Origin of the sequence: Solibacillus sp. CAU 1738, from assembly GCF_039888725.1 — a bacterium.
In the GTDB taxonomy this organism is placed as follows: Bacteria; Bacillota; Bacilli; order Bacillales_A; family Planococcaceae; genus Metasolibacillus.
In genome coordinates, this window is record NZ_JBDQQN010000001.1 from 203,918 (window position 1) to 217,051 (window position 13,134).

12 protein-coding genes are annotated in these 13,134 nt (G+C 36.2%); 9 read left to right on the plus strand and 3 right to left on the minus strand.

Annotation, left to right across the window (positions count from 1 at the left end):
- Positions 1-727 precede the first annotated feature (727 nt).
- Positions 728-1,918: a coenzyme F420-0:L-glutamate ligase gene (locus AAFN87_RS01020; RefSeq protein ID WP_347789130.1), complete on the minus strand. Its 1,191-nt coding sequence runs from the start codon at positions 1,916-1,918 to the stop codon at positions 728-730.
- Positions 1,919-2,036: 118 nt separating this feature from the next.
- On the opposite strand from AAFN87_RS01020, the gene AAFN87_RS01025 reads away from it, so the two are divergent.
- The 4 genes from AAFN87_RS01025 to AAFN87_RS01040 all read left to right on the plus strand — a co-directional run bounded on the left by AAFN87_RS01025 (position 2,037) and on the right by AAFN87_RS01040 (position 7,512).
- Positions 2,037-2,933: a LysR family transcriptional regulator gene (locus tag AAFN87_RS01025; RefSeq protein ID WP_347789131.1), complete on the plus strand. Its 897-nt coding sequence runs from the start codon at positions 2,037-2,039 to the stop codon at positions 2,931-2,933.
- A gap of 523 nt (positions 2,934-3,456) precedes the next feature.
- On the plus strand, positions 3,457-4,962 hold the full coding sequence (locus tag AAFN87_RS01030; protein ID WP_347789132.1) for an acetyl-CoA hydrolase/transferase family protein: 1,506 nt from the start codon (positions 3,457-3,459) through the stop codon (positions 4,960-4,962).
- Between the two features lie 196 nt (positions 4,963-5,158).
- Complete coding sequence (locus tag AAFN87_RS01035) at positions 5,159-6,697, plus strand: DEAD/DEAH box helicase (RefSeq protein ID WP_347789935.1); 1,539 nt, start codon at positions 5,159-5,161, stop codon at positions 6,695-6,697.
- A 35-nt stretch (positions 6,698-6,732) separates the two neighbouring features.
- Positions 6,733-7,512, plus strand: a complete 780-nt coding sequence (locus tag AAFN87_RS01040; protein ID WP_347789133.1) for a YqhG family protein — start codon at positions 6,733-6,735, stop codon at positions 7,510-7,512.
- A 113-nt stretch (positions 7,513-7,625) separates the two neighbouring features.
- Here AAFN87_RS01040 and AAFN87_RS01045 read toward each other — a convergent pair whose 3' ends face one another.
- Positions 7,626-8,531 carry a TetR/AcrR family transcriptional regulator gene (locus tag AAFN87_RS01045; RefSeq protein ID WP_347789134.1) on the minus strand — a complete coding sequence of 302 codons (906 nt, stop codon included), beginning with the start codon at positions 8,529-8,531 and terminating at the stop codon, positions 7,626-7,628.
- A 169-nt stretch (positions 8,532-8,700) separates the two neighbouring features.
- On the opposite strand from AAFN87_RS01045, the gene AAFN87_RS01050 reads away from it, so the two are divergent.
- From AAFN87_RS01050 to AAFN87_RS01060, 3 genes are all read left to right on the plus strand, one after another.
- The gene (locus tag AAFN87_RS01050) at positions 8,701-10,209 is read left to right on the plus strand and encodes a DHA2 family efflux MFS transporter permease subunit (protein ID WP_347789135.1); all 1,509 of its coding nucleotides are present in this window, start codon (positions 8,701-8,703) and stop codon (positions 10,207-10,209) included.
- A 135-nt stretch (positions 10,210-10,344) separates the two neighbouring features.
- Positions 10,345-10,722 carry a VOC family protein gene (locus AAFN87_RS01055; protein ID WP_347789136.1) on the plus strand — a complete coding sequence of 126 codons (378 nt, stop codon included), beginning with the start codon at positions 10,345-10,347 and terminating at the stop codon, positions 10,720-10,722.
- A gap of 78 nt (positions 10,723-10,800) precedes the next feature.
- Entirely contained in the window at positions 10,801-10,953 is a 153-nt protein-coding gene (locus AAFN87_RS01060; RefSeq protein WP_347789137.1) for a YpzG family protein, read from the plus strand.
- Between the two features lie 249 nt (positions 10,954-11,202).
- On the opposite strand, the gene rnhC is transcribed toward AAFN87_RS01060, so the two are convergent.
- Positions 11,203-12,141 carry a ribonuclease HIII gene (rnhC, locus tag AAFN87_RS01065; RefSeq protein ID WP_347789138.1) on the minus strand — a complete coding sequence of 313 codons (939 nt, stop codon included), beginning with the start codon at positions 12,139-12,141 and terminating at the stop codon, positions 11,203-11,205.
- A gap of 170 nt (positions 12,142-12,311) precedes the next feature.
- Between rnhC and zapA the strand changes: the two genes are divergently transcribed.
- The gene (gene zapA, locus AAFN87_RS01070; protein ID WP_347789139.1) at positions 12,312-12,572 is read left to right on the plus strand and encodes a cell division protein ZapA; all 261 of its coding nucleotides are present in this window, start codon (positions 12,312-12,314) and stop codon (positions 12,570-12,572) included.
- A 5-nt stretch (positions 12,573-12,577) separates the two neighbouring features.
- Positions 12,578-13,117: a CvpA family protein gene (locus tag AAFN87_RS01075; RefSeq protein WP_347789140.1), complete on the plus strand. Its 540-nt coding sequence runs from the start codon at positions 12,578-12,580 to the stop codon at positions 13,115-13,117.
- Positions 13,118-13,134 lie beyond the last annotated feature (17 nt).

Below are 13,134 nucleotides of genomic sequence, written 5' to 3' on the forward strand. Positions count from 1 at the left end.
AAAATGGATTTTCCTCACGTGCGACTGTCGCTCTGCTTTCGAAGCAGAAAACATTGCTGTTCCCGCAGAAGTCGGCTGCCCTTCGCTCCAATCAACGTAATCTTTCTAACCAAGGTGCACACCTACATTTTTATATACAAAATTTAATAATATCTTTGCTTTAAAATATTAATACTTCGTTTCTTTTAATGACTTTAGAAGTATTATTAAGCACTTCTAAAAAAACTATTCGAATAGCCAAATGCATAGCTATTTAGAGTTTCTAAGTGCCAATTTTTAAACTTGAACGAATCCGAACAACCTATTACATTCCTTAGAAAAGCGTTGATAGTGATCTATAAAAGTAGTGTTCTCGGAAAAACGTTTGCCATTTAGATGTTTAATTTTTTTGCATCCTATAATCCTGTACTTTACTTGTTTTTTACCACAAGTCGGGGAAGTATGTTCTTTATAGGGATAGAAAAAAGTTCATCACAAAAGTATGGTGTGATAATTTATTAAATAAAGTGAGAGTTGATTAGAGTGGAGGTTGGGCGACTCCTGGGGGATTAGCGTCCAAGATGAGACCCTGGACTGAGCTTGCGAGGGAAGCGGCTCATCTGACGCCCCCCGGAAAGCGTCCAACTGGAACGGAAATCAACCCCAAGTTACGCTGATGAATCGGCTTTTGTAGAGAATTTTTTTAGATAAATAAAAAGGAGACGGTTAACACCATCTCCTTTTAAAATTATTTCGTATAGTTATCGAAGTATCCTTGAATATAAATCATCGGAGTACCTTTGTCGCCTGAACCTGAAGTTAAGTCAGATAAAGAACCGATTAAATCAGTTAGCTTACGAGGAGTTGTTCCTTGCGCAGCCATTTGACCAGTTAAATCTTCATCTTTATTGCTAATGTATTCTGAGATAGCATTTTTCAATTCTTCACCGCGTAAGTTAGCGAAGTCATTATCTGCTAAATATTTAAGTTTAATTTCATTTGGTGTACCAACAAGACCTGGTGTATAAGCCGGTGAAACAACTGGGTCAGCAAGCTCCCAAATTTGACCTACTGGATCTTTGAATGCGCCATCACCGTAAATCATTACTTCAACAAGCTTTCCAGTTGCTGCTAAAATTTTTGATTGAATATTATCAACGATTGGCTGACAATTATCCGGGAATAATTTTACGCTATCTTCAGTCGATTTGTTTGAGCCAAGTAAACCGTATGCAGAGTTAAAACCTGAGCCGTTGTGCGATTCAGATAAAATATTATCTAACCCAAACACTTTTTCAGCACCGTTCGCATTTAAAATGCGTTTTGTACGGAAGCGAGAGTGGATATCACAAGTTAATACGTTCTTTGTATATTCTAAAATCGTTTTAGGATTGTTTGAGAAGATCACTTCAACTTCTGTGTTTTCTGCTTCAATGAGTTCTTTATAGTATTCAATATAGTCCACACCAGTAAATGTGTGCTTATTATAGCCGAAATGACCACGGAACTCTGCTTCAGTTAATACGTCAGTCCAAGGGTTAACGCCTTTTTCATCTAGTTCATCAAGTGAAACAAGGTGGTTACCTACTTCATCAGAAGGGTAGCTAAGCATAAGAACGATTTTTTTCGTTCCTTTTGCGATACCACGTAAAATATTTGAGAAACGGTTACGAGATAAGATTGGGAAAATCACACCAACTGTATCATCACCAAATTTTGCTTTTACGTCTGCTGCAATATCGTCGATTGTCGCGTAATTACCTTGAGCACGCGCTACAACAGATTCTGTTACTGTTACGATATCGCGGTCTTGAATTTCATAGCCCTCAACTTTTGCGGCATTTATTGCAGTATCGACAACGATTTGAACGATATCGTCACCTTCATTAATGATAGGGCCACGAAGACCACGTACTACTGTTCCAACTACACGTTCCAAAATAATCTCTCCTAACGATTTAACGTTCTTTAAATAAAACTTACATTGTTTACTATACAGCACCTATGTGATATAAGTAAAATTAATAATTATAATGGGCGATATAAGGAGTAGTTATATGATTGGGAAATTAGATTATTATCGTATTTTTAATGTAGTATGTCGAAATCTAAGCTTTTCTAAAGCTGCAGAAGAAATGTATATGACGCAGCCTGCTGTTAGTCAAGCAATTTTGAAGCTAGAAAAAGAGCTAGAAACGCATCTTTTTTATCGTACGCCAAAAGGAGTTACGCTAACGTCTGAAGGGAAATTGCTCCATGAATACGTTAATTCTGCGTTAGGTATTTTAGATGCAGGCGAAGAAAAGATTTTAGAATTCAAGCATTTAACAACAGGGCAATTACGGATTGGCGTAGGTGATACTATTTCACGTTATTTTTTACTTCCTTATTTAGAAGCATTCCACACAAAGTATCCGGGTATTCGTTTAAAAGTATTAAATGGTACAACATCAGAAATAACTGCGTTTATAAAAGCAGGAGAAGCAGATGTCGGCATTTGTAATTTGCCACTTGTAGATGATCAATTACAAGTACAGCCTTGTAAGGACGTTCATGATATTTTTGTGTGTGGAGAGAAATATAAAAATTTAGCGAGAAAACCAATTTCTTTACAGATGCTTATGAAAATGCCACTAATTTTTTTAGAGAAAAAGGCGAATTCAAGAAATTATGTAGAGAATTACTTAAAAAAACAAGGTTTTACAATTACACCGGAGTTTGAACTTGGCTCGCATGATTTAGTATTAGAGTTTGCGAAAATAAATTTAGGTATTGCCTGTGTGACGAAAGAATTCGCAAAGGATTATTTAGAAAAAGGTATTTTATATGAACTTCCTTTGCAAGAAGCTTTTCCGAAACGTAGCATTGGAATTTGTTATTTACAATCAGTACCATTATCGCGCGCAACAAGAAAGTTTATTGAGCTTGTCGATCCTGAATCACTTCGCACTTAAATAGGTAGAAGTGTTTTGAATGTATAATGTACTATTACAATTCAGTCAATCCATTAGTGAACCGATTTCAACATTATTGAGTTCATAATGAAGTAGGCAGTCATTTAGGTAAAAATCGTTGATTGTAGCAGAGGATCACCGACTCCACCGAGATGAGCACGAGCGGAAAATCAATTTTCGGGTGTTTCCCGAAAAAATTAGTTGAAGCCTTGCCCTGGGGAAAGAGTGCGGACCGTCAACACCCTTTGTAAGAAAGAGTGTATTAATTTGATCACCACACCCTAACATTCCATCCCTTCAATGCTTTTTCAGCGACAAGTAATCTCGGAAAAGATTGTATTATGTCGTATGAAAAAATGTTAGAAATAAAAATATTTTTTATTTTAAAGAGTGATATTTCCTGAATTAGTGGAATATATAGATAAATGATGGGCTGATTCTATCATTACTATAGAAATAATGAAAAAATTAGTAGTTTTGCGCCACAAAAAATTTATTGGAGAACAGCTAAAGGGGGATCTTTATGTTACAACAAGCAAATAAAAAAATTCGTCATGTATCTTTGCAGGACAAAGTTGTATCAGCAGAAGAAGCGGCTTCTTGGATTAAAGATGGCATGATACTTGGGATGAGTGGATTCACACGTGCAGGGGATGCAAAAGTAGTTCCACTTGCTTTAGTTGAAAAAGCAAAAACTGAGAAATTCAAAGTGGATGTATATACAGGTGCTTCTCTTGGACCTGAAGTGGACCAACATATGGCAGAAGCGGGTATAATTCGTAAACGTGCACCTTATCAAGGGGATCCTGCTATGCGCCAGAAAATTAATAGTGGTGAAATTATTTATACAGATGCACATGTTTCACACAATGCAGAGCTTATGAGACAAGGGATTATAGGACCGATTGATTTTGCTATAATTGAAGCTGCTGCGATTACAGAAGACGGCTTATTAATTCCTACGACGTCTGTTGGTAATTCACCAATTATTTTACAAATGGCGAAAGAAATTATTGTTGAGCTTAATGTAGCACATCCTGACTCACTTGAAGGATTGCATGATATTTATATTCCAACAGCACAAGGAGAGCGCGGGCCGATTCCGTTAACGAGTGCGGGCCAGCGTATAGGAACAGTTGGCATACCAATTGACATAACAAAAGTACGTGGAATCGTTTTGTCTGAAATTACAGATGCACCTTCAACAATTGTACCGCCAGATGAAGAAACGGCGATAATTGCAGAGCATTTACTGAATTTCTTACGCAATGAAATAAAAGCAGGGCGTTTAACGAATAAGTTAATGCCAATTCAATCAGGTGTTGGGTCAGTAGCGAATGCTGTGTTAAATGGATTCTTAAATTCAGAATTCGAAGACTTAGAAGTATATTCTGAAGTATTGCAAGATGCGGTGTTTGAATTATTAGACGCTGGCAAAGTGAAATTTGCATCTTGTACGTCGATTACTTTATCGAAGGAATGTGGAGAGCGAGTTTATAGCAATTTAGATCAATATGTTGACCGTTTAGTTTTACGTCCACAAGAAATTTCAAACCATCCAGAAATTATTCGCCGCTTAGGGTTAATTTCTGTTAATACAGCATTAGAAGTGGATATATACGGCAATGTCAATTCGACACATGTGAGCGGAACAAAGATGATGAATGGTATTGGTGGTTCAGGTGATTTTGCCCGCAATGCACGTCTCGGTATTTTCGTAACGAAATCATATGCAAAAGGTGGTAGTGTTTCGAGTATTGTTCCGATGGCGCCACATATCGATCATACTGAGCATGATGTTGATGTCATTGTCACTGAGCAAGGTGTAGCAGATTTAAGAGGTCTAGCGCCAAAAGAGCGTGTACCACTAATTATTAATAATTGTGCACACCCTGATTACCGCGAGCAGCTATGGGAATATTACAATGCCGCAGTAGAGAAAACAGGCAATCATCAGACACCTCATTTATTAGAGGAAGCTCTTTCATGGCATGTACGTTTAGCAAATACAAAAACAATGAAGAAATAATAAATATGTCCGAATCCTCTCATGCTAATAGCAGAGAGGATTATTTTGTTTAACAATCCGTATTCTATGCAAATACATAAATTACACTAATTTTATAAATCATAATAAAATCATGCGCAAATTTGTGGCTTTTATTAAACACAACATAGCATTCACTTTTTTGGACAATCTAATAAAGAAAAAATGGCATGAGGTGATGATCATGATTATCGAAAGGTCGTCCGAGTGGCAAGAAGATTTCTTAAATAGATTGGACAAGGATGAGCAGTGGAATAGCTGGACACTTTACAAAAGGAATTATGAAATCATTAAATCCAATCTAATTACTGAATTTTCCGGTTTGCAATGTGTGAAGTACTTACCAAAATTAACACCACTTCTTCACCAATTGGAAGCCGCCACAACTGTCATCGAAAGTATGAATGGTAAAGCCATTCTCGCAGATGAGGTTGGGCTCGGGAAAACGATTGAAGCAGGTTTAATATTGAAGGAATATCTTATTCGAGGGCTTGTGAAAAAAGCATTAATTTTGGCACCGGCTTCCCTTATTAATCAATGGGTAGAAGAATTAAATTTAAAATTTCATATTCCAGCAATGGCCTTTAAAAAAAAATATCCGATTGAGCATTACGATATTATTGTGATGAGTATGGATACAGCCAAAAAAAGCCCTCATAGGGAGGTTATTTATGCACAAGATTATGACATCATTATTATTGATGAAGCACATAAATTGAAAAATCATAAAACACAAATATACCAATTTGTTCAAAGCTTAAAGAAAAAGTTTTGCTTATTATTAACGGCAACACCAATTCAAAATGATGTGTTTGAGTTGTTTTATCTTGTATCTTTATTAAAACCGGGTCACCTCGGAAATTATGAAACATTTCAATCTGCATTTTCCGCTAGTAAGCATAATTTAGAGCATGATGAATTTTTAAAAGAACTAGTTAATCAAGTGATGGTAAGAAATAGGCGAGAGGATACAAGTATTGAATGGACGAATAGACGTGTTCATACTATTCCAATTCAATTTACGAAAGAGGAACGAGAAGCCTATGATTTACTCGTTATGCTAAAAGACGTTTCGCCTGTTTTTTCAAGCTCTATGTCACTCATTACACTCCAAAAAGAAATGTGCAGCAGTAAGGAAGCGACTTGTTTAACATTAAGTAAAATGCTTGAAAGCTGTGTCCAACAGGAAGAAATAGACTATGTGCAAGCGTTACTCGAAAAAATAATGTCACTTGAAATTAATTCGAAGGCAGAAAGAACTGCTGAAATTATCGCTCAGGTAAATGACAAAGTAATTATTTTTACAGAATATAGAGCGACGCAAATATATATACAATGGTATTTGCATACTAAAGGAATTACAAGTGTCCTCTTTAATGGGAAGTATAATAAAAGTAAACGTGATTATATGAAGCATCTATTTAAAGAACAAGCTCAAGTACTGATTGCGACTGAAGCAGGTGGTGAAGGGATAAACTTACAATTTTGTCATCACGTTATTAATTATGATTTACCTTGGAACCCAATGAAGCTAGAGCAACGGATTGGACGTGTTCATCGATTAGGACAAGAAGAAGACGTGCATATATATAATTTGGCGATTGAAAATACGATTGAAGACGACATATTGGCATTACTCCATACGAAAATTGATGTGTTTGAAAAAGTAGTAGGCGACTTAGATGCAATATTAACAAATCTGAAAAAATCCATATAAATAAAAGCGCCTAGCTGTTTGCGAGGAGGATTTCCATGTATCCACAGCAAGTTCATAGTTTTTTACGACAATTTTTTATAGAAAATCATTGCGAGGTTGTCCATGACAGTGATGATGCGCTTACAGTTCAATTAACAATTGATATAGATAAGAGAATAATGAATCGACCATATTATTGGCAGTATGTTGAAGCGACAAATAGTGAACCGAATCCAGCGCAAGTAACATTTATTACAGATCAAAACAAGCTTTCTGGGAATCGGCAAGGTGAAAACGTTCATTTTGGTTCCCAAAGGCTTAGCCAGTTATTTCAAGTAACAAAAGAACAAGGGGCTTTTGTCAAAATGTATGAGCAAGTTAATTCAGCCGAAGTCCAAGCAGTTTTAACGCCTTGGTTAAGTGTAAATTATAAAATATCCTACTGCAGTGATCGGACTAAAGAAATGTTATATTCATTTGGTATGAACTTATTGACAGGGCAAATAGAAGAAAATTTTCATGAATCATTATATGGTGTTGAGTTAGCACCTAATATGTCAGAAGCTGCATTTCATGTGCAATATATAATAAAACCAAGTCGAGCACTTGACCGATTAGATGCCGCAATTGAAGCTGTTATTTCCCAAGATGATCATACTTGGGCTGAAGAATCGGCAAAAAGATGGGAACGAGATATGAGGGTTTTAGAATATTTTTATGAAGGTATAGATAATAAACCTGAAAGCTATGAAATCGAAAAACAGGCGTTAGAAGAACGATACGATGCGAAAATTAAAGTTGAAATAATTAATGGCGGATTGTTTTATTTGAAATGAAAAAAAAACCCCAAATAATACACGTGAAAATTACGTTTATTATTTGGGGTAACTTCTTTATTGAGAGCCTTTGGAAACTGAAGAAGTGAAAGGGAAGATGTAGATGACGATTGTCAACAATCTGCTTCACCCGATTTAGTCATTGTATTGAGATAATACCACATCATATTTGCAAGGTCGATGGAAGCAGCCTCATGTGATGTATTGGAGAAAGCCTCGCGGAAAGGTTTTAATAACACTTCAATTACATGAGTACGTGGTGTTGCAAGCGAAAACTCCTCGGCTAAACAAGAAGCAAATTGTTCACCAATTATATTGGGCTCATTATCTAAACGGTTAATAAAGCCCTGTAATTGCTCAGTCAATTCGTCTTTCTCAATTGGTTTCTGCTGCATTTTTTTGCTCAGTAAATGCACAATATCAGGACCAAGCAAAACATCGTTTTCTTTTATTAATGTTGGCAATAATGCTTGGATATTGCGTAATGCAATACGAACAAGGCGTTTTGCTTCAATTTGTGTTTCATAAACATTGCGCCATGTCATAGACAAATGATTGACCATACCCCAAAAAATGATTCCGCATTCAAATGTGTATGGGCGGACCTCTTCACCGAAAACATCTGTAAACCTTTCCATTAACCACTCAATTTCGAATAGTCGATGGTTTGCTAAAGTTCTTTTCAGTTCTTTATCAGTTGATTTGATAACCCCTTCGAATAATGTAATTAAGTTTTGCTCCTCATTAATTTTCATAATAACTATAATTTGTTCGATTAAAACATCAATATCTTGTTTATCTTTGCCAACAAGTAGTTCGTGACGGCGTAGGCTTGCTTCATATCGGGATTGCTCTAAAATCGCCATGAAGCACTCATTTTTTGATGAAAAATAATTATAAAAAGTACCTTTAGAAATATTAGCGCGTTCTAAAATATCTTGGATGGATGTATTTTGAAATCCTTTTTCAGTAAATAGTTGTAGAGATGATTCTATAACTTGGCGTTTACGATTATTCATAAAATCCCCCCCTATTCAATAGTATTATACTCTCATTCTACCTTGGAAACGCTTTATTTACAACGTTTTATACTTAGCGGAATAAAATTGTTGATAATTTTGGACTGTGAGTATAAAATAAATCAAGCGAATAGCAATATAGAGATATAAAGAATTGTGAGGAACTAAAATGAATCAAGAAACACAAACTAAAAAACCTCCTTATTTAATGATTGCCATATTGTTTGTAGGTGCATTTGTTGCGTTTTTAAATAATACATTACTCAATGTAGCCTTACCTACAATAATGGTGGATTTAGGAATAAAGGATTATTCAACTGTACAATGGCTGTCAACAGGTTACATGCTTGTTAGTGGGGTATTAGTACCTGCATCTGCCTTTTTTATTACTAAATTTAAAAATAGACATATTTTTATAGTTTCTATGTCTTTATTTTTACTTGGGACAATACTAGCAGCAGTTGCGCCATCATTTGGTGTATTACTTGCTGGTCGTATGGTGCAAGCAGCAGGAGCAGCCACAATGTCTCCTTTATTAATGAACGTTATGTTGTCGAGTTTCCCTATTGAAAAACGCGGAGCGGCAATGGGTATTTTCGGTTTAGTAATGATTGCTGCTCCAGCAATTGGTCCAACTTTATCAGGTTGGATTGTAGAGCATCATGATTGGCGTTTATTATTCGAAATGATTATTCCATTTGCGGTAATCAGCTTATTATTAGGTATTTGGAAGTTAGAAAACGTCATGGAAACACGCGATGTGAAGCTTGATTACTTTTCACTCGTACTTTCCACAATTGGTTTTGGTGGTCTATTATATGGATTCAGTTCAGCTGGTTCAAAAGGCTGGGATACTCCTGAAGTATACGGCACGATTATCGTTGGGGGAATTAGCGTATTGCTCTTCATCTTGCGTCAAGTAAAAATGGAGCAACCGTTATTAAATTTACGTATTTACAAATACCCGATGTTTGCACTTGCTTCAATCATTTCGATGGTTGTGTCAGTGGCAATGTTCTCAGGTATGATCTTGACGCCGGCATATATCCAAACAGTACGTGGAATTTCTCCGTTAGATGCAGGGTTAATGATGCTTCCAGGGGCTATTCTTATGGGGTTAATGTCACCTATTACAGGTAAATTATTTGATAAATATGGACCGAAAATATTAGCATTAATTGGGTTAACTATTACTACAGTTTCAACATATTGTTTATCGAAACTATCAATGGACTCTTCTTATGCATATATTATCACAGTATACACTATACGTATGATGGGTATGTCGTTAGTTATGATGCCAATTATGACAAATGGTTTAAATTCATTACCTATGAAAATGAATCCGCATGGTACAGCGATTAATAATACTGTTCAGCAAGTTTCTGGTGCGATTGGTACAGCGATTCTTGTTACAATTATGAACTCTCATATTAAAACACGTGCAGCTGAGCTTGCAGCAGATGCCCAAGCTAATATGGTAGCAAGTGGTGTAACACCTACAGAGTCACAAATTGCTGAAATGACAGCACAAATCGGTCAAACAGCAATGTTAGACGGAATTAACTATACATTTATGGTAGCAACGATTGTTGCGGCTGTTGCATTATTCCTTGCTTTATTCTTAAAAAGAGTAGATGTAACAAAACGCGAAGGCTACCAATCTCCACAAAAGTAGTTTAGTAGTCTTTATAAATTAAGAGAAACAGGGCTTTCCTATAAGAGAAAGTCCTGTCTTTTTATAATTAAAAAAATTGCACATTTTTTGATATATGACATATAGTTAAAGAAATTGGTAGGAGGGAACTATAATATGATTCAACAAATTGGACAAGTTATGTTGTATGTAAAAAATCCGGAAGAAGTAATGAAGTTTTGGACAGAGAAGGCAGGATTTGTGTTAATTGCAGAACATTCAAATGAAATGATGCATTCGTATGAAGTGGCGCCAACTGTAGATGCTGAAACTTCTTTTGTTTTGCATGATAAAGCTATTATTGCGAAAATGTCACCTGAACTAACACTGGGCACGCCATCGATTATGTTTTATACAGCAAATATTGAAAGTTTGTATGCTGACTATCAACAAAAAGGTATTACAGTTGGTGAATTAGTGGAGATGCCTTTTGGAAAAGTGTTTAATTTTGCGGACGATGAAGGAAATTATTTTGCTGTAACAGAAAAGAAGTAAAAGGCGTATAAAAAGAGTGCTACAGCTTATACTATGACAGATTTCACACTAGTTCCAACATGGGTAGGAGGGAAAAAGATGAGTAAACCTGACAATTCAGATCCAAAATCTCGAAAAATCCGCCAAAACTGGACACGGATTAAGCATTCAAAATCTCAAGTAAATGGTGAAACGGAGATTACTCTCCATAACCAACTCTTGAGGTCAGAAGCAAAAGCCAGACAGTTTTAATTTCATGAAGGTGTTAAGTGAAATCGAGCCCGAAGAAAATTCTTCGGGCTTTTACTGTTGACAAACGTGATCTGCATCGTTGCACTAGCTTCGATCCGGACAATGCATTCGCTCGCATACTGCGTTACTTGCCTCGCTCGTCCGCTCATGAACTCATGTTCAATTCGCGTCTTCGCTCGACTGCGCGCCTTGTCTGACAAGCGTTTTCAAGACAGTCTGGTGTGTAAACTTGTTATTATTTTCAAAAAATTAATCCCGTGCACGCTTTTTTTGCACCAATTTCCGGGCTTTCTCTGTGTTTGCGAAATGCCATTTTGTCAACTTGCGTAATGTTTCCTCACCTTGTTTAAGCCAAATACGTGCAGCCATTTCATCGACTTTACTACTTGCTCCTTTTTGTAATGGGAAGCCTACAATTTCAGCTAATCGATCCATTTCCTTTAAAAAAGCATAGCGAGCTAAAATTGAAGCCGTTGCTACAGCGACGTGTAAATTTTCTGCCTTCGTTGAGAATAATACATTTTCACGAACAATTTCTTTTTCATTTTTTATATGGTTATAGTAAATGCCGCGCTCTGCAAACTGGTCAATTAATATATGCTGTGGTTTTTCAGGGGCAATTTTATTCAATACATGTTTAAGTGCCTGGTTATGCAGCATCGCCTTAATTTTCCCTTGAGAATAGCCACGTGCTTGAATCGCATTATATTTATCATTGCGTAAAGTTAAAATACTATGTGTACAAACCTTCATTAAATCAGGTGCAATTTTCCGCATATAGTCGTCTGTTAACATTTTTGAATCTTTGACGCCTAGCTCCTGCACAAGAGCGATTTTTTCTAAAGGGACGTAAACAGCTGCTACTGTTACGGGACCGAAATAATCACCTGTACCTGTTTCATCTGAGCCCAGAACCGACATTGAAGCGAAGTTTTCAGGTAGTGTATCACCTTTTGCTTTAGATACTCTTTTGTTATCCATAGTTTCTGTACCCCAGCGAGCTGCCTCGCGTTGTGCTCCCGCCCCCTGGAACATTACCTTTCCGGATTTGTACATCGTAATGGATGTATCGGAAAGCTTTGCTGCAAAAATTACGCCTGGTGCGTTTCGATTTATGAAATAAGTAGCATAATAGGATTGTACCTCCTTTTGTTTTTCACTTGTAAGTTGTAATACAATATTTGTCATTGATGGACTCCTTTCTACTCTCGTTATTCCCATTTAAAAGTGTTTCATGGTATGATATGTAGTATGAAAATTGCAGAAAATCGAACAGGGAATGTACGTGAGTTATAATCTATTAGAATGGCTACCTGATTGAGTTACTGTCGTTGCTTATGATTTTGGGAGGTATCAATTTGGCTGAACAAGAAAAAAATCGGATTTCAGTTGAAATTTACGGTCATACATATAAAATGGTCGGAACAGAGACAACTGGTCATATGCGATTAGTTGCTTCAATTGTAGACGATAAAATGCGTGAAATTAGTGTACATAATCCATCTTTAGATAGCGCTAAGCTAGCAGTCCTCACAGCGGTCAATTCCGTGCACGAATTACTACAATTAAAAGAGCAAGTAGGAGCACTTGAAGAAGAATTGAAAAAATTAAAGGATTGAAGTAAATGCTAGATATTATTTTATTATTTATATTGGTTGCTAGTCTAATTGTCGGTGCGAAGCGTGGATTTGTAGTTCAAGCAATTCATATTGGTAGCTTTTTTATTGCACTCATCGTAGCATATATTTATTATAAACCGTTAGCACAAAAATTCGTGTTATGGATTCCGTATCCTGGTTTTACAGAAAATTCTACTGCTACACTTATTTTGGATACATTAGACGTTGACCGGACATTTTATCGTGTTATTGCCTTTGCAATAATTTTCTTTGTTGTAAAAATCGCATTGCAAATTGTCGGTTCAATGTTTGATTTTTTAACGTATTTGCCTGTACTCGGGTCAATTAACCGATTACTCGGGGCATTATTATGCTTCGTAGAATTTTACTTCTTAATTTTTATCGGTTTATATGTATTTGCATTATTACCATTAGAAAGTGTGCAAGGAGTGCTAAGTAAATCTATTTTAACAGGTATCATACTCGAACATACACCAATAATAACGAGTATGTTCCAAAACTGGTGGTATATTTACTCGAAATAAGATGCACAAGGCTTCTC